Origin of the sequence: Hwangdonia sp., assembly GCF_048381975.1 — a bacterium.
Classification (GTDB): Bacteria; Bacteroidota; Bacteroidia; order Flavobacteriales; family Flavobacteriaceae; genus Hwangdonia; species Hwangdonia seohaensis.
Genome location: NZ_JBLWYT010000003.1, coordinates 178,796 through 197,006 on the forward strand (window position 1 = coordinate 178,796; position 18,211 = coordinate 197,006).

The 18,211-nt window shown below is 35.5% G+C and carries 17 protein-coding genes; 10 read left to right on the forward strand and 7 right to left on the reverse strand.

Features of this window, described 5'->3' with window-relative positions; translation table 11 throughout:
- The first annotated feature begins 12 nt into the window (after positions 1–12).
- A complete protein-coding gene (yajC, locus tag ACN5J7_RS06960) occupies positions 13–309 on the forward strand; it encodes a preprotein translocase subunit YajC (protein WP_311940285.1) in 297 nt (98 codons plus the stop codon).
- 300 nt (positions 310–609) lie between these two features.
- Here yajC and ACN5J7_RS06965 read toward each other — a convergent pair whose 3' ends face one another.
- The 4 genes from ACN5J7_RS06965 to ACN5J7_RS06980 form a co-directional block, all read right to left on the reverse strand.
- Positions 610–1,203, reverse strand: a complete 594-nt coding sequence (locus tag ACN5J7_RS06965) for a YdeI/OmpD-associated family protein (protein ID WP_311940283.1) — start codon at positions 1,201–1,203, stop codon at positions 610–612.
- Positions 1,204–1,224: 21 nt separating this feature from the next.
- Positions 1,225–3,624, reverse strand: coding sequence for a TonB-dependent receptor domain-containing protein (locus ACN5J7_RS06970; protein WP_311940281.1), 2,400 nt, complete (start codon positions 3,622–3,624; stop codon positions 1,225–1,227).
- A gap of 118 nt (positions 3,625–3,742) precedes the next feature.
- A complete protein-coding gene (locus ACN5J7_RS06975; protein WP_311940279.1) occupies positions 3,743–4,696 on the reverse strand; it encodes a hypothetical protein in 954 nt (317 codons plus the stop codon).
- An 82-nt stretch (positions 4,697–4,778) separates the two neighbouring features.
- Positions 4,779–5,141, reverse strand: coding sequence for an RNA methyltransferase (locus tag ACN5J7_RS06980; protein WP_418603338.1), 363 nt, complete (start codon positions 5,139–5,141; stop codon positions 4,779–4,781).
- Positions 5,142–5,288: 147 nt separating this feature from the next.
- Between ACN5J7_RS06980 and ACN5J7_RS06985 the strand changes: the two genes are divergently transcribed.
- The 3 genes from ACN5J7_RS06985 to ACN5J7_RS06995 are packed head-to-tail and all read left to right on the forward strand — an operon-like array spanning position 5,289 to position 8,639.
- The gene (locus ACN5J7_RS06985) at positions 5,289–6,668 is read left to right on the forward strand and encodes an alanine/glycine:cation symporter family protein (RefSeq protein WP_418603339.1); all 1,380 of its coding nucleotides are present in this window, start codon (positions 5,289–5,291) and stop codon (positions 6,666–6,668) included.
- Positions 6,665–6,922, forward strand: coding sequence for a DUF4212 domain-containing protein (locus ACN5J7_RS06990; protein ID WP_311940273.1), 258 nt, complete (start codon positions 6,665–6,667; stop codon positions 6,920–6,922). The genes ACN5J7_RS06985 and ACN5J7_RS06990 overlap by 4 nt, the downstream gene beginning before the upstream one ends.
- A 19-nt stretch (positions 6,923–6,941) precedes the next feature.
- A complete protein-coding gene (locus tag ACN5J7_RS06995; protein WP_418603512.1) occupies positions 6,942–8,639 on the forward strand; it encodes a sodium:solute symporter family protein in 1,698 nt (565 codons plus the stop codon).
- Between the two features lie 24 nt (positions 8,640–8,663).
- On the opposite strand, the gene ACN5J7_RS07000 is transcribed toward ACN5J7_RS06995, so the two are convergent.
- On the reverse strand, positions 8,664–9,329 hold the full coding sequence (locus tag ACN5J7_RS07000) for a 3'-5' exonuclease (RefSeq protein ID WP_311940271.1): 666 nt from the start codon (positions 9,327–9,329) through the stop codon (positions 8,664–8,666).
- The gene (locus tag ACN5J7_RS07005; protein ID WP_311940269.1) at positions 9,326–11,245 is read right to left on the reverse strand and encodes a DUF294 nucleotidyltransferase-like domain-containing protein; all 1,920 of its coding nucleotides are present in this window, start codon (positions 11,243–11,245) and stop codon (positions 9,326–9,328) included. Before ACN5J7_RS07005 ends, ACN5J7_RS07000 begins: the two co-directional genes overlap by 4 nt.
- A gap of 504 nt (positions 11,246–11,749) precedes the next feature.
- Here ACN5J7_RS07005 and ACN5J7_RS07010 point away from each other — a divergent pair.
- Positions 11,750–13,510: an ABC transporter ATP-binding protein gene (locus ACN5J7_RS07010; RefSeq protein WP_418603340.1), complete on the forward strand. Its 1,761-nt coding sequence runs from the start codon at positions 11,750–11,752 to the stop codon at positions 13,508–13,510.
- 10 nt (positions 13,511–13,520) lie between these two features.
- Complete coding sequence (locus ACN5J7_RS07015) at positions 13,521–14,039, forward strand: DinB family protein (protein ID WP_418603341.1); 519 nt, start codon at positions 13,521–13,523, stop codon at positions 14,037–14,039.
- Positions 14,040–14,047: 8 nt separating this feature from the next.
- Here the strand turns inward: ACN5J7_RS07015 and ACN5J7_RS07020 are convergent, their stop codons facing one another.
- A complete protein-coding gene (locus tag ACN5J7_RS07020) occupies positions 14,048–15,253 on the reverse strand; it encodes a multidrug effflux MFS transporter (RefSeq protein ID WP_418603342.1) in 1,206 nt (401 codons plus the stop codon).
- Positions 15,254–15,350: 97 nt separating this feature from the next.
- On the opposite strand from ACN5J7_RS07020, the gene ACN5J7_RS07025 reads away from it, so the two are divergent.
- The 4 genes from ACN5J7_RS07025 to ACN5J7_RS07040 all read left to right on the forward strand — a co-directional run bounded on the left by ACN5J7_RS07025 (position 15,351) and on the right by ACN5J7_RS07040 (position 17,948).
- Complete coding sequence (locus ACN5J7_RS07025) at positions 15,351–15,959, forward strand: DEAD/DEAH box helicase (protein WP_418603343.1); 609 nt, start codon at positions 15,351–15,353, stop codon at positions 15,957–15,959.
- Positions 15,960–15,977: 18 nt separating this feature from the next.
- Positions 15,978–16,511 (forward strand): GNAT family N-acetyltransferase, encoded by a 534-nt coding sequence (locus ACN5J7_RS07030; protein WP_418603344.1) that lies wholly within the window; start codon positions 15,978–15,980, stop codon positions 16,509–16,511.
- A 135-nt stretch (positions 16,512–16,646) separates the two neighbouring features.
- The gene (locus tag ACN5J7_RS07035) at positions 16,647–17,105 is read left to right on the forward strand and encodes a hypothetical protein (RefSeq protein WP_418603345.1); all 459 of its coding nucleotides are present in this window, start codon (positions 16,647–16,649) and stop codon (positions 17,103–17,105) included.
- Between the two features lie 147 nt (positions 17,106–17,252).
- Positions 17,253–17,948, forward strand: a complete 696-nt coding sequence (locus ACN5J7_RS07040) for a hypothetical protein (protein WP_418603346.1) — start codon at positions 17,253–17,255, stop codon at positions 17,946–17,948.
- Positions 17,949–18,211: the final 263 nt, after the last annotated feature.

Below are 18,211 nucleotides of genomic sequence, written 5' to 3' on the forward strand. Positions count from 1 at the left end.
AAAACAATAACAATGGGAGAAGGAATAGGGCAATTTATGCCGTTTATATTAATGTTTGTAGTGATCTACTTTTTTATGATTGCACCACAAATGAAACGTGCAAAAAAAGAAAAGAAGTTTGCAGCCGAATTAAAACGTGGCGATAAAATAATTACCAAAAGCGGTATGCACGGTAAAATTTTAGAGCTTAACGATAAAGATGGCAGCTGTGTTATTGAAACCATGTCTGGGAAAGTAAAGTTTGAACGCTCTGCGATTTCTATGGAAATGAGTAGCAAACTAAATGCACCGGTAGTAGCAAAAAAATAGGTGTTTAGACATTGTTATTCTGAATTCACTTGTGCTGAATTTATATCAGTATTTCAGAATCGCAGAACACTTTTAATAGAATAATAAGAAACTGAAACAAGTTCAGTTTAACAGAAAAAGCTTCCGAATCGGAAGCTTTTTTTTATTGTTTATCATTTGATGTGTCATTTCAACAGAGCGAGGAACCAGCGACGAGAATTCTCTTAATTATGAGATGCCTCCTCATAAGCTTCGCTTAAGTATGCGCAATCAAAATATATTTTGATTTCAAAAGTGTTCGGAAAGACATAATTTTTAAAATCAACAATTCTTATACTTATCATTTAAACCAACACTTTGTAAAATCATGGGCTTGATTTTTTCCAAGCGTGTTTGTTTGGTGGCTTCCCGTTTTGCAGAACTGATATATTCGCAATATTCGCGCTGTTTGTAAGCCGATAAACTTTCAAAACCGATTTTTAAATCGTTTACCAAAACAGCCTTTAACTCTGGCGGAACAACGGTTTCTTTCTTGCTTCGGTCCGGTTTAATTTCTTTGCCCAATTTTTGGTTTTCAATGGCTTCTTTAACGTAAGCTAAAACCACGTTTTTATCGATATCGCTAACCGATTCAAAACGCATTTGTCGTAAGGCTTTTGTTTTTTCTTCCTGGGCGTTTACCAATACATTGTGCTTGTCTTTTAAAAACACGCCGTTAAAAAACCAAATCCCGAAATGGTTTTTAAAAGCTCCTAAACCAATAACGTTTTTATTGTTCAAGGTATAAACGGGTGCGCTCCATTTAACGGTTTCTTCAAGTTCGGTCGAGTTTATTATAGCTCGTAAAATGTTTAACGCTTCACTAAAAAGAGCGTTTTCTTCAATGTATTCTTCAACGGAGTATACTTTTTTCATTGTTAAAATTTTTAAGTTAATCTAGCGTCTTCTTTGTCCTGAAAATTCCATGGCTTCGCCTTTTCCAAAGCCATAGCTCACACCAAATATTACAAAACGTCCGCGCTTTCTGCTATTAAACAAATAAAAATCTGGTTGATTGGTGGTCGATTCATCTATTCTAGAAGCAAAAACATCGCGAATACTCAAATTTAAAATAACTTTTCCTTTTAGGATTTTTTTTCTTAAGCCCATATCTGTAAAAAAATTATCGGCAATTTCATTTTGCACCGTTTTGTATCTGGACCTATAATCGCCCGATATTTCTAAATCAAATTCGGAAGGAAGTTTAAATTTTGTCGTTAAGCTCGTTGCCCATTGATTGCCTTTAAAATCGAAAGAAACTGTTTCAAACACCCCTTTTCTGTAAAAATAATTTATATTAAAATCGCCATTAACGGAAAACCAATTGGTTGGAGCATATTTTCCGTTGGCTTCAAAACCCGTGGTGGTATTTGTGCCTACATTTTCTGGTCTCGAAGTGCTTACGTTATTGCTAAAAGTAGAAATACGCTCAACCACATCAACGGTATAGCGGTTGTATAAACTAAAATTTAATGTGGTTTTACCAATTTTATGAATGCTGGTAATCTCGTATGAATCTGTGTATTCCGGTTTTAAATCGGGGTTACCGGTAGAAATGCTAAAATTGTTTCGAATGTTTGAAAACGGATTTAATTCCCTTAAACCAGGGCGTCGTATTCTTTTGGAAAAGCCGGCTTGTAATGAAAAATTATCGTTTATTTTATAAGACGTATGAATGCTGGGAAACAAGTTTGTATAATTATCTCCGTTTTGTTCGTTAGTTGTTTGCAACAAGGTATCAAGATTGGTGTTTTCAAGCCTTACACCTAGTTTAATTCCCCAAGTATCGCCTTCGTACGCGGCAGTGGTGTAAATACCCAAAACCTTTTGGTTGAAATCGAATACATTGGTTAAATCAGGATTGTTAATCCATTCATCATTAACCAAATCACTTACTGCAAAATCGTTTGACACGCTATTTATAACATACTGCGAACCTGTCTCGATCGTGTATTTTTCTAAAAAAGGATGGGTATAGTCCAACTTAAACGTGTAATCTTCCAAGGTGTAATCCGTACGTGTTTTTTGTTTAAAATCATCATCGTTACCTAAAACAACGGTATTCTCAAAATCTGAAAATTGGTCTTTTCTAAAAGAATTTCCTAAAGCACTAAACAATAAACTTTGATCTTTGTGTCTCTTAAAATTCTTTTTGTATTGCAATTCGTAACGCAATTTGGGGTTGTCTGCTTCGGTTATTTCGTTGCGCAGCCAGCTATCGGTAGCCGAATTGGAAGCATCGGTTTGACTAAAATTGGTTTTTGAGAACTGGTCTTCAACCTCGTAAGCATAAGAACCCGAAAGCGTTATCACGTTATTAGCATTGATGTGATAATCGGTTCCAATAAGGATGTTTGCAAATTTTTCATCAAATTCACTTTCGCCAAAACTGGTTATTGTTGTGCCGTTTATTAAATCTTGATTAATAGATTTTCGTTCATCCGGATAGGTGCGAATGCCAAAACCCAATTGGCTAAACAGGTTGAATTTTTCGGTACGTTTATTAACGCTTAAACCAAAACTATTGCTATTTGGTACGCCAACATTTAAAGTCGCCGACCCATTTACACCGCGTTTTTCTGATTTTTTAATAATGATATTTATAATTCCCGATGTGCCTTCAGCGTCGTGTTTAGCAGAAGGATTGGTAATAACCTCTATTTTTTCAATCATATCTGCAGTAATACTACCTAGCGCATTGCCATCTGCAGTGGCTAAAACCGACGGCTTTCCGTTTATGAGTATTTGCACGCCTTGACTGCCCCTTAAACTAACTTCGCCTTCAATATTCACATTTACCGAGGGAATGCTATTTAAAACCTCTAATGAGCTGGCACCAGTAGAACTTAAATCTGTACCGACATGAAACACACGTTTATCCAACTTAAATTCCAATTGGGATTTTTCGGCACGAACCACAACCTCATCTAAAGCATGATTGTCTACCGACAGTATAATGGTCTGCAAATCTATCGTGTTGTTTATTATTTCAAAATCGTTAAAAATCTTTGTTTCATAACCCATAAAGCTAACCTCAATATAGTAATTAGTGCCGGTTGTACGGATGGAAAATGTACCATCTTCAGAAGTTATTGTGCCCGTTAATGGTTTTTTGGAATTATTATCCAATATGGCTATTGTAGCGTATTCAATAGGAAGGTTGTTATTGCTTTCTAAAACTTTTCCCGTAATTAAAATTTGGGAACTTTGTGAAACAACGATATTAAAACCAAAAAGTAGGTGTAAAATTATAATGAGGTTTTTCATCATAGCGCGTTTGTATATGGGTTGTTTCATGATTAAGTGAACAAGTTGTTAAAACAAGCTTTTGCCATTGCTAAATTCGGATTACCTTATGATGAGAACTTGTTTCTAAATTAGCTTAAAATTACTTGTTTTTTAACTTGGTTCGTTGTTAACCACCTTTTTTCTTTTCGGAATCTCTCTTAAATTGTTCCATTGTTTTATCAAAATTAAAATCATTAAAAACTAATTGGGAATGACCATCTTTTCCTAATAATCTTTTTCTTAAACTTTGGTATAGAGATTTATATCCTTGCGAATTAAAATTTCTGTTTACAATTATAGCAGCAATATCTGCAATTCTAATTTCAAAATTATCTTTAGAATCAAAAAAATCAAGATTTTCCTTAAACGGGATATTCAAATTAAATCTACCGTTTTTCACATATTTTTGAATTACAGGGTGATTATCCGTCCAAGTATCTAATATTGGTATAAGTTTTCTTTTACTGTGTTCCTCAAGGAATTTGAGAAGATAACCTTTCCAATATTTGTTGTCGTTGGAAATGAAATCATTGTCTATTTTAAATTTGAGATTTATTAACTCATCGTTCAATTCAGTTATAATGCCAAAGACAAAACCATTATAGAAGCTTTCATAAATACAGTTTTTTAAACAAAGCATTTTAAGAAATTGTGATTCATTTCTTTTATTCAGCCATTTTGTGAATTGGTCAAAAAAATTCACGTTTTTCTTAATCGCATTATTTTCTATAAATAATTCTTTGCTGTAATCTAATTGCACGATTTGCGAACGATGATGTTTGTTTATTACCTCTGAATTATTATTTTTTGGAATTATCGATACAATTGAAAATCCAACTTCAGGTTTTTGAAGAACCACATTCTTTAGAAAATCTCTTAATTCAACTTTACCCAATAATTGTCCCTTAACTTCGCCATTTTTATCTATAAATTTTTCTGCAATGCCATTTTCCCAATTTTCAAATTGTTTTCTCTTTATTTCCAATTGTCCATTTTCAGACAATATATGGGCAGCAACAAATAAATTTAAATCATTTGAATCTTTATTAAAACTACCGGATTCGTCTATTGCAATTATCATTATTAGGATTGTGGCATTTTAAATGGTGGCCAACTATAGAAATAAGCATAAATATCAACAAATATAAAACTTAAAGTCTTAATTATTTTTTCTTTTTACTCGCTTTTGCCAAAGGATTAAAGGCCAAACACAAATCTAAATAACGCGACAAATCAACTTCGGCATCAAAACCCTCTGGGGTTACAAAAATATAGCCGCGCATGGGGCGACCCGTAAAATCCATGGGTAAACAATGGGTATGGTTAATTTCGTGTGCATAAGCTTCTTCACCAACTCTGGCCATAAGCAAACTATCGCCAAATTTCTTATCGATATGTATCCCACAAAGCATTTTGTTATCGACCTTAAAACATAGGCCACCCATCATTTTCAGTTCGGTAAAAATCACGTGTTTTTCTTTTAATTGTTGCCGTATCCTATCGGCTAAAAATTCGTCGTATGCCATACAAAAGCGTGTTTTAATTAGCTAGTAACGTACGCTAAGGTAATTTTTATTTCAATAAATTTTATGACATATTCCTATTAAAGTATAAACATTTTTAATAGTTTCACGCATCTTTCATACATTTATAACGAAAACTAATTCATTTTTATGGAACAACTTACACAACTGACTGCCGATTTTTCCAGTGCAGTTTGGGGATTGCCTTTGCTTATACTTCTTATTGGTGGCGGTTTGTATTTACTTATTCGCTCAAGGTTCGGAACATTTCGTTTAATTGGGCATGCCATTCAAGTGCTTCGCGGCAGGTACGACGACCCAAACGACCCGGGGCAAATCAGTCATTTCCAAGCTTTAACTACGGCATTGTCGTCTACTATTGGCATGGGGAATATTGCAGGGGTTGCCGTGGCCATTTCCATTGGTGGTCCGGGAGCTGTTTTCTGGATGTGGGTTAGTGCCGTGGTTGGAATGTCCACCAAATTTTTTACCTCAACCTTGGCCATTATGTTTAGAGGTAAAGACAGCAATGGCGAGTTACAAGGCGGCCCCATGTATTTTATTGTGGAAGGTTTGGGCAAATCTTGGAAACCTCTGGCTATTATGTTTAGTGTGTGCGGTTTGGTTGGGGCTTTGCCCGTTTTTAATGTCAATCAGCTCACGCAAGCTATTAACCATATTTTACTTGCACCAAATGGCGTGGAAGTTGGGTTCTCATCTAACTTAATTGTTGGACTGGTTTTGGTTAGTATTACAGCCGTGGTAATACTTGGCGGTATTAAGCGTATCAGCAAAACGGCATCTAAACTCGTGCCGTCCATGGTACTGCTTTATTTTGTTTCTGTTATGATTATTTTGGTTGTACATATTGATGTGGTTCCAAAGTATTTTGCCATGATTTTTACGGATGCTTTTGCGGCCAATAACTTTAAAGGCGATGCTTTTTTTGGCGGTGTTGTAGGCGGATTGATTTTATTGGGCATTAAACGTGGTGCTTTTTCAAACGAAGCGGGTATTGGTACCGCTCCCCTAGCCCATGGCGCTGCAAAAACCGACGAGCCTGTTCGCGAAGGTTTAGTAGCTATGTTGGGACCAGCAATCGATACCTTAATTGTGTGTACACTTACCGCTTTAGCCATTTTGGTTACCGGTGTTTGGGAAACCACGGCCGACAACGGTGTGAGCTTAACCGCCAATGCTTTTGGTAATGCCATGCCTGGATTTGGCAAGTATTTGCTTTTGGTCTGTATTGCGGTGTTTAGTATATCTTCATTGTTCTCATTTTCATATTATGGCTCAAAATGTTTGTCGTTTTTAATCGGAGCGGATAAAATGCATTACTACAACTATTTCTATATTGCCAGTATTATTTTAGGTGCAACCACAACCTTGGATATGATGATAAATCTTATCGATGGCGTGTTTGCTTTAATGGCAATCCCAACCATGTTATCCACTATCATATTGGCACCAAAAGTTGTAAAAGAATTGGCTGCTTATAAAAAACGTTTAAAAGAAAATAAAGCATGACCCATCAAAACAAACCTAAAGCGTACTGGAAAGAAAATATAAAAATTGTACTCATACTGCTTACCATTTGGTTTCTGGTATCTTTCGGCGCTGGTATCATTTTTAAGGATATTTTAAATGAAATAAAAGTAGGCGGATTTAAACTCGGGTTTTGGTTTGCACAACAAGGGTCTATGTACGTGTTTGTTATCCTAATCTTCATTTACGTTAGATTAATGAACAAACTCGATAAAAAATATGGCTATGATGAATAGTTTATTGATAGCCGAACAGATAAGCGTTCAAAATTGGACCTACATTTTAGTTGGCTTAACCTTCACCTTATATATTGGAATTGCCATTTGGTCCAGAGCTGGTTCTACAAAAGATTTTTATGTTGCCGGTGGAGGCGTTTCGCCTTTGGCCAACGGCATGGCAACGGCAGCCGATTGGATGAGTGCTGCATCCTTTATATCAATGGCGGGTATTATATCGTTTGCCGGATACGATGGCGCCGTGTATTTAATGGGATGGACAGGTGGCTATGTACTGCTCGCATTATTGCTGGCACCCTATTTACGAAAGTTCGGAAAGTTTACCGTTCCCGATTTTATTGGCGACAGATATTATTCAAAAACGGCGCGTATCGTGGCTGTGTTTTGTGCTTTACTGGTATCGTTTACCTATGTTGCCGGACAAATGCGCGGTGTTGGTATCGTATTTTCCCGCTTTTTGGAAGTCGATATCAATACGGGCGTCATCATAGGCATGCTTATCGTTTTGTTTTATGCCGTTTTAGGCGGAATGAAAGGCATCACGTATACACAGGTGGCTCAATATTGTGTGTTGATATTCGCCTTTATGGTGCCTGCTATTTTTATTTCCATTCAAATGACGGGAAACCCCATTCCGCAAATGGGATTTGGCAGTGAATTGGCAGATGGTTCCGGAACGTATTTATTGGATAAATTAGACGGATTGAGTACCGAGTTGGGCTTCGCCGAATATACCGAAGGCTCCAAATCGTTAATAGATGTTTTTGCAATAACACTTGCTTTAATGGTTGGAACGGCCGGTTTACCTCATGTTATTGTTCGTTTCTTTACCGTAAAACGGGTTAAGGACGCCAGAAAATCCGCAGGAATCGCATTGCTTTTAATTGTTGTTTTATATACCACAGCACCAGCGGTAGCCGTATTTGCCAGAACGAATATGATTGAAACCGTTTCAAACCAACCGTATGCAGATGTGCCGGATTGGTTTAAAAAATGGGAAACTACGGGACTTATCACGTTTAATGACAAAAATGAAGACGGATTAATCTCTTACGTGGCCGATGAAAATAAAAACGAATTAACTGTCGATAGAGATATTATGGTATTGGCAAACCCCGAAATTGCGAAACTCCCAAATTGGGTTATAGCTTTGGTTGCCGCTGGTGGATTAGCGGCAGCACTATCAACAGCAGCAGGTTTGTTGTTGGTGATTTCATCGTCGGTATCTCATGATTTAATCAAAAAAATAATCAAACCGTCAATTTCTGAAAAAGGCGAACTGGTTGCAGCGCGCTTATCGGCTGTGGGAGCGGTTTGTGTTGCTGGGTATTTTGGCATAAACCCGCCTGGGTTTGTCGCCGCTGTGGTTGCATTGGCTTTTGGTTTGGCAGCTGCTTCGTTTTTCCCTGCCATTATTTTAGGGATTTTTTACAAACGTATGAATAAAGAAGGTGCTATTGCGGGAATGGTTGTTGGAATCACGGCGATGTTGCTGTACATGATTAAATATAAATTGGGTTGGTTTGATGACGTGCTACCGGATAAAGGCGAATGGTGGTTTGGCATTTCTCCCGAAGGTTTTGGTTCCGTTGCCATGGTGCTTAATTTTATAGTGTCCATTACCATTATGAAATTTACTAAAGCACCGCCAAAAGACGTACAGGAAATTGTAGAGAAAATTAGAATTCCTAGTGGTGCGGGCGATGCGACACACTAACTGCCCTAGTCCAATAATTATGCATCATTTATTTAAAAGATAATCCCAATTTAAGTGCTTGCGCCTATTTAATCGCGTTAATATCTTTAAAAACACAATGGCCGTAATAAGGGCGTCGCCACTCGCTGTGTGTCTATCTACTTTTGGCACATTAAGTTCGGCACATAAATCGTCTAATGTGTAATGGTCTTTTAGGTTTTCCCGATATATAATATGCTTAGATTTACTAAACAAATAACCCGTATCTATAAATTCATTTTTTAATTTTCCTAAGCCATGTCTCAATAGCATTTCGTTCACCATGTCTTTATCGAAATTGGCGTGGTGCGCTACCAATACAGCATCTTTTATATACGCTAAAAAAGATATAACAGCCTCCAATTCAGAGACTTTTTTTAAAGACCCTGTTTTTAATATGCCATGTATCTCGACGGTTTTGTTACTAAAAACATCTTGTTTCAAATACACCTCGTAACTTTTGTTTACTTCAATCGATTTATCTAAAATAGAAACAGCCCCAATAGATAATACCCTATCCTTTTTTTTGTCAAATCCAGTGGTCTCCGTATCAAAGGCCACAAATCTGGTAGTTGCTATAGTTTCCTTTTTAGTATTGCTGAAAGTCTCTAAATAGCGCAACCAAAAATCGGGATAGTTTCTTTTTTTTCGTTTAAACCAATTTAATATCATATTGGTAAAGTTTTTAAATCAAACCTTAGAATTAGCGTTTTTTGGATTTCATCAATAGGCTTAAAGCAGCGTTTCAGCTTTAATTTTTCTTCTTTGGACAGTGTTTCCAAATCAATAAATTTTCCAGAGTTATTGTGTTGCAAACCTTGTTTTGTTTTAAACTTTGTAAGTGCTTTAAAGGCGTAAGAGCAAGATTCGTATAACTCCTTATTAGCGGGTTCAATTTCGGCTAGTTTTTCATAACGTTCAAAAGTATTGTTTATGCCTTTTATATGTTTGGTTAACACCAGTAACCGCGCTGCATCAACTAAAGGCATAAGCCCTCTGTTTTTTATGTTGAACATATCTTTTTGTTCTCCATTTTTTTCTACTAAAAACTGTTTAAAAAACCCTAAGGGCGAAGGGCTTTTTACGGCATCTTGCGCCAATAGTTTATAAAACAAATTGCTTTCTTCCAATGCTTCATAAATGGTATCCGTTATCTCATCGGTTAGGTTTTGACTTCCGTAAACCATACTATAATCAAAAAAAATAGAAGATAACAGCACAGCCTCCTCACCGGGTGTTAATATCCATTCCTTAAATTGGCTTTTCCATTCAGAAATAGATTTGCACCAGGCACTATTGCTCGCCATCATATCGGCTTCGCAATATTCGAATCCTATTTTATTTAATGATTTTGTAACATATTTTGAAAGCTCTAAAAAATAAGCTTGGGTTTCCTCGTATTTTGCTTCGGGCACATCTTCAAACACAAGGGCATTGTCCTGATCGGTGTACAGCAATTGTTCTTTCCTGCCTTGGCTCCCAATGGCCAGCCACGAAAACTTTACGGGCGGAGGTGTTGGCATTTTCGGTAGCGCAATTTCTATCGCCTTTACCGTAAGGGCGTCGTTAATTTTAGAAATTACCTTTGTAATATGTGTAATGGGAATGTTTTGTTCTAAATAGTTTTTGAGTAACGTGTCGGCTTTTAGTCGCGCATTACGCAATTTTTTTGTGCGTTTTGCCCGTATTATTTCCTTTAAAATGGCCGTTGGATTATTGCCCAAAGCTACCAAAATATGGTGATTTGTTAATACGCCTACCAATTTAGAATTTACCGTACCGTCTTTGGTAATACACAAGTGGGCAATATTATGTTTTATCATTTGCAATTGGCCATCTGCAACGGTTAGGTTTCTTTTATTTGTTATAACGGGCGAGCTCATAATGTTGGTTACCACCGTATCAATAGGAAATATACCCGTCGCGATTTTATTTTTTATATCGCTATTTGTAATAATACCTACTGGTTTTTTAGTGTCGTCGATAACAACTATATACCCAATTTTGTTTTTGCTCATTTTTAAAGCGGCCTCTTTTAATGATGAATTAACACCACATGTAACAGGTTTTTTGGTATAATTGGCCGTTTGAAAATTAGCAATATCTCGCGAATTACTGGGAAGGTAATCTACAAAAATCTCATGGGTTTCTTTGGTGGTATAAGCGTCGTAAGCATTGGTTGCGAAGGCTGTAATAAGATATTTATATACCTTGGAATTGTTTTCGGCCGCCAACCTAAAACTGTCAATAGGTATGCCGTAAACTATGGATTCTTCGTGAGCAGACGCGGTAAGTTTATAGTTTTCTTGGGCGATAAGAGGCCTTACTCCAAATATATCGCCGGCATCACTAATGGAAACAACTTCTTGCGTGTTATTGTTGGAATATGTTAAGCTGATGCCACCATTTCTAACCATATAAAAGTGATTGTTAAAACTGGTGCCTTGTTTAAACAAAACATCGCCTTTTTCCAGATAAATAATAACCACTTCCTCTGCTATATTAAGAAGTTTTTTAGCGTCCAATAAGTCAAAGGGCGGATGGTTCTTCAAAAAATCACTGACACGTTCTGCTATAGAATTTTTCATTAAAATGCTGTGTTTTGTATATTAAATATGTTTAAAATTCAGCAGTAGTTTGCCTTCAATTGAAGCTTTCAAATGGTTCATCTTAAAATTTTTAACTGCACCATTTGAAAGTGATTTGCCTAATTTATTTTCTATCATTAACACTAAAATTATACTCGTAAATATAAGAAATCAACAAGCAACATTGTTATTATTCAACTTTAACTTAATATTTGTAATAAGGTAAATAATTAAACCTAAATTTAACTACCTTGTTCAATTAACACTTAAAGTGAATAAAAATATGGCAAAATCTCAAGACGCAAAGAAAAACGTAAAAAAAGAACCCCTTTTAACACCAAAAGAGAAAAAGGCTGCCAAACTAGCAAAAAAGGCGAAACGCATGTAGTAAAATTGTTTATAATTCTTATTATAAATTAAAAAACCACTCCTTTTGAGTGGTTTTTTAATTTTACATTTACACCAATTACCTATCGGAAAAAAGATCTTTTAATACGAAACTGAATGAAACACAATATAAAATCCCCTAAAACACAATCGAAAATAACCATGGCACAAGCTTTTAAAACCATTATTTGGCCACGGCGAAATCTTGTTTTTATTGGTTTAATTTTAATAGTTATAAAAAGTTTGGCAGGTTTGGTTTTGCCTTGGCAGAGTAAGGTTTTGCTAGACGATGTTGTTCCAAACAAAGATTATACGCAACTGTATTATTTAATTGCCATCGTTATAGGCGCCATAACAATTCAAGCGGTAACATCATTTTTATTAACGCGCATATTAAGTGTACAGGCACAATATCTAATAAGCGAATTGCGGGCTCAAGTGCAGAAAAAAGTTCTGACTTTACCAATTAGTTTTTTCGACAATACAAAATCGGGCGCTTTGGTTTCCAGAATTATGAGTGACGTTGAAGGCGTAAGAAACCTTATTGGCACTGGTTTGGTACAGTTGGTTGGCGGTTCTTTTACAGCCATTGTGTCACTCATCATTTTAATAAAACTAAACCCTTGGATGACACTTTTTGTATTTGTTCCGCTTTCTATATTCGGTTACATCGCACTAAGGGCCTTCAAATATATTCGTCCTATTTTTAGAATTCGAGGAAAGATTAACGCCGAAGTAACCGGCAGGCTAACGGAAACTTTAGCGGGAGTTCGGGTTATAAAAGCTTTTAATGCTGAAAATCAAGAAAATTTGGTTTTCGAAAAAGGTGTTGAAAAATTATATAAAAATGTAAAAAAGAGCTTAACGGCTACTGCATTTATGACAAGCGCTTCTACCTTTTTAATTGGTGTTGCTACCACTGGTATTATGGGAATTGGAGGTTATTATATGATTCAAAGTGAAATGACAACCGGCGATTTTTTATTCTTCACCTTAATACTCGGTTTTATGATTGCGCCCATTGTACAAATGAGCAATATTGGCAGCCAATTAACGGAAGCATTGGCGGGTTTGGATAGAACCGAAGAATTGATGAATATGACCTCGGAAGAAGATAACCAAGATCGAGACATTACACTAGAAACACTTCATGGAAATATTGAGTTTGAAGATGTCTCTTTTTCTTATGAAGCAGGTAAAGAAGTGCTCCATAATATCAACTTTAAAGCACCCGCAGGCTCTGTAACGGCTTTGGTGGGAAGCTCGGGTTCTGGTAAATCAACCATTGCAGGACTATCGGCTACGTTTTTAACACCAAAACTCGGCAAAGTTACTATCGATAATCAAGATTTATCAAAAGTTAAACTGAGTAGTTATCGTAAATATTTGGGCGTGGTTTTACAAGACGAATTTTTATTTGAAGGCACTATAAAAGAAAACATAATGTTTCCAAGGCCAAATGCTACCGAAGCAGAATTACAAAACGCCGTAAAAGCCGCTTATGTAAATGAATTTACCGATAGGTTTGATGATGGTTTAGAAACTTTAATTGGCGAAAGAGGTGTAAAACTATCCGGAGGGCAACGTCAGCGTTTAGCTATTGCAAGGGCTATTTTGGCAAATCCAAAAATTATTATATTAGATGAAGCAACCTCAAGTTTAGATACCGAAAGTGAAGCGCTTATTCAAAAAAGTTTAAGCGAATTGATTAAAGACCGAACCACTATCGTCATTGCGCACCGCCTAAGTACCATAAGAAAGGCCGACCAAATTTTAGTTATTGAAGCTGGCCATATTGTAGAAAGAGGCAAGCATGACGAGTTAATTGAAAAACGTGGCAGGTATTACGATTTATACACCTATCAAGCTAAAATTTAAACCCGTAATTATGACAGTAAAAGATTTAAATACCACCGAATACAATTCATATTATGGTCCTTATATTAAAAAGCTTCCGGAAAACTTGGCTTTAATTGATGGTTTTACTGAAGGTTTAGATAATGTACTGCAATTTTTTCATTCCGTTCCATCAGAAAAATTAGAATACAGATACGCAGAAGGCAAGTGGAGTGTAAAAGAAGTTTTTCAGCATATTATAGATACCGAACGTGTTTTTATGTATCGCTGCTTTCGTATCGCAAGACATGATAAAACACCATTGCCTGGTTTCAATCAAGACGATTATATTATGCCTTCTCAAGCCCATAAAAAATCTATGGCAACGTTACTTTTGGAATATTCGTCAGTTAGGAAAAATTCCATCACCTTATTAAATAGTTTGAGCAACGAAGATTTAAAATTTGTTGGAACAGCTTCAGAAAACACCCTATCTGCCCGAGCTGCCGCTTTCATTATTCTTGGTCACGAAATCTGGCATATCGATGTTATAAAAACACACTATTTATAAATTATAACTTATGTATTTATAAATGTAACTTTTCTCTTCACGATAATAAAAACCAATAGAGAAAGGACTCCAAATATAGAAAACCCAATAAATAACGGCAATACCGAAGTGGTTACAAAACCTCCAATATAGTTGGCGATGGGCACTGCCATAACCGTTGAAACAAATCCATTTAAAGCAGCGCCAATCCCGGCAATATGCCCTAAAGGTTGCATGGCTAAGGCGCGTAAATTCCCGAATAAAAAACCAACGGCAAAAAACTGTAACGCAAAAAAGCTCAACAAAACGGTGATACTCGGGTTTTCTCCCGATGAAAACAAAACCACATATAAAACCGAAATTAAAGCGTAAGCTATACAAGACACAAAGGCAATTTTCAACATGCCATATTTAACCACAAACCGGCTATTTAAAAAGGTTGCCAAACCTACGGAAATCGCTAAACTCGCAAAAATATACGGGAACATTTCTGCCAAATTATACTGCTCTTGAAAAATTTGTTGCGAGGTGCTTAAATACACCAAAAAAGACCCCGTAATAAAACCGGAAACCATAGTAAAAGCCACCGCTTCTTTATACTTAAAAAACTCTTTTACGCCATCAATAAACAGGCGACTGTTAAACTTAATACGCTTGCTTTGGGGCAGTGTTTCGGGTTGCCGTAACCAAAACCAAAGCATTATTAAAACGCCAAATATCAAGTTAAAATGAAATATCGATTTCCAGTTGAAAAGATAGAGCAAAAGCTGGCCTAAAGTTGGTGCAACCACCGGTACCAAAATAAAAAACATAACCACAATCGATAGTATTTTTGCCATATAGTTACCGCTAAAAGAATCCCTAATCATAGACATACTCAGGCTTCTGGGAGACGATAGCCCAAAGCCCTGTAGTATCCGCCCTAAAATCATCACCTCAAAACTTTTAGTCGTTACGCAGATAATGCTTGCCACAATAAAAACGAGAAATCCAATATAAACTATGGGTTTTCTTCCAAAACTATCTGAAAGCGGTCCAAAAAGGAGTTGCCCAAAACCCAAACCCAAAAATATCATGGTGATAAGCAGTTGTTTGTCGGCCGGATTTGTAACCCCTAAATCATACCCTATTTCGGGTAAAGCCGGCAATAAAGCATCGATGGATAAAGCCACAATAGACATTAATGACGCCATTAAAGCGACAAACTCAAACTTATAAGTGTTGTTGTTTTGCATGGGGCAAAAGTAAACTAATTATTTTCTAAAAATCAATTAAGCGTTAATACTCGTAGGTATTTAAAAACCTACCTTTACAGCTTAAAGAAAATCTTATATGTCTTTTAAAAAATTAATTGAACCGCTAACAGATGCCATTAATCACAAAGGATTTAAAGAACCTTTACCGCTTCAAAAACAAATATTACCCAACATAAAAGGAGGTGCAAGTTTGTTTGTTATCGCCCCAGAGGGAAGTGGCAAAACCACAAGCATCGTTATTAGCGTTATCCAGAAATTAAAACATGCCGTTGAAGATGCACCAAGAGCCTTAATTTTTGTAAAAGACAAACAAGCCGCTTTAAATTTAGAGTTAGAGTTTAATGCCTTTAAACGCGGCACCGATTTAAGGGTGTACTGCGCTTACGACGAACACAGTATCGATATACAGCGCGACGAGATTTACGAAGGCACCGACATCGTGATTGCCACACCAAAACGATTGAACAGATTGTTTTACCTAAACGGCATTAATTTGAATAAGCTACAAATTTGCATTGTTGAAGACGCCGATTTTTTATTTAGAAACAATAATTTTGCAGAAGCCACCCGTACGCCAGAAAGTATAGGCAAATGCCAATATTTGGTTTTTGCTGATAAATTTGATGCCCGCTTTAAGCGTTGGCAAGATTCTTTTATGTACAACGCTCAAGTTGTTAAAATGTGATTACAATTTATTTTTAAAATGAATAAAACATTTACAAATTTTAAAATAACATCTTTTGACTCTAATAAATATGATGATTTTTTTAGTTTAATTGATGCGAATAGAAATCGTTTAGAAGATTTTTTTGCTGGTACACTTTCAAAAACAAAAACTTTAGAAGATACCGCTAATTATTGTAAAACAATTGAGCAAAAAGTTAAAAATAAAAGTTACTTTCCTTTTACTATTTATGATTTAAACAGCAATTTGCTAATTGGTTTGGTTGATGTTAAAAATATTGATTGGAGTATTCCAAAAGCAGAAATTGGTTATTTTATAGACATAAATTACGAAGGTCAGGGCGTTATATCAAAATCTTTAGGTTTGGTTATAGATTATCTTTTAGAGACATATAAATTCAAAAAACTACTATGTCGGGCAAACTCCACAAATCTCGGAAGTATTAATGTGGCACTTAAAAATGGTTTTGAATTTGAAGGCACAATACGAAGAGATTATAAAACAACAAAAGGAGACATAGTAGATTTAAACTATTACGGACGAATTTTCTAGTTGGACATCTAAAAAAAAGATACCATACATACCATTAAGCCTTTTGGTAATTAATTAGTAAACTCAAAAAAACACTTGAAGTCTTAACCAAACTATATGATAAAATTTATATCTAGATTTGTTGAAACTTAGAATATGAAATTTAACTTGGACAAAATTTTGGCCGCTTTTGGAAATTGGCGTGCCATGGAACGCACTCATGTTGACAACCACACCGAAGACATCATCAATTCCATTACAGATGACGCATTTGCCATATCTGAAAAAAACGTGCTATATGCCAGCACTAAAGAACTTGGTGGCTACCATTACGTCATTACCATAATTGTGGGTGCTTTTAAAATTAAAACCATGAAAGGTGCTAAACTTAACATTGAAGGCACCGATTTTAATTTGGATTTAAAATCGGATATGGATGAGTTTCAATCGGATCATTCAAATGTATCGAACCGATTTATAACCAGAATCGACTTTCAAATTGAAAAAGAAGACGTTGAAAAATTTGATAAAGCACGTATCAATACATTAAGGTTAACTGCAAAAAAGCATGAGATTATATTTAACACACCATTGAATGCTATAAAGAAAGATTAGATTAAATAGTGATACCTTTTTTAGTGTAATTCTGTAAGAAAAATTAATTATATTTACGTGATAACAACGACAAATAACATATCATATCTTTACTTATTTAGGGGATATGAGTAATAAAAGTTATTATATAATGAGTTGGCAACAAGTTTGAAAAAAACAATTCAAATATTCATATTATTGATTTCACTGACTTTGAGCGCTCAAATCAGTGGAAAATATAAACACGAAATCTGTAAATACGGACCGAATTGTTTTGTGTATAAATTCAATGAAAACGGAACTTTTGAATATCAGTATCATCAGGACATTCTAGGTAGTGGAACATTAACCGGAAATTATCAAAAAGTTGGGGATACTCTTAAACTATCGCCTGACAAAGTTCTTTATGCGTCCAAATCTAAAATAATGGAATCTGATTATCAAGAATCCGATTCAACCAAAATCCAGATAATTCTACAAAGAGTAGCTAGAAAAGGAGAAAAAGACATTGATAGTTTGGATTGGTACGTTTCAGTAAATGATGGTAAATATTTAAAAACGGACGAAAACGGAATTTTAATAATTCCTAAAACAAAAGTGAATAAAATTCAACTTAAAGACATTTTTCAAATTGAATTAAATAGTAAACCATTACTCAAACTGACTGACTCAATTTTTAAACCAAAAACGGAAAAGAACGGAATTGAAATCTACGCATCTGAAAGTGACGAATACACTGACTTACTTATAACTGAATGGATGACAAGAACACTTTTGATTAAAGGCAGAAAGCTTTATCCACTAGAATTCGAACCCGAAGTAGGCTATTTAGGAACTGAAAAAACATATTATAAAAAATTTTAAAAATCCAGTTGGCAACAACGCCTTAGTTCATTGCTCTTGACTTTCCTTGCGTAAAGTCCTCGCAAATTTGATATCTTCGGTTTACGGCGGAAAATCCTAGGGGATTTTCACGCAACGAAACCATAGCCAAAACCGTTGTACGCAATTTGACCAAACCAACAAACCGAATGAATAAACCTCAAATTTTGAATACAATTAAGTTTATAGGAAAATCAATCCTTGTATTTCTGACTGGTCTTTTAATATTTGCTTATTCAATTGCA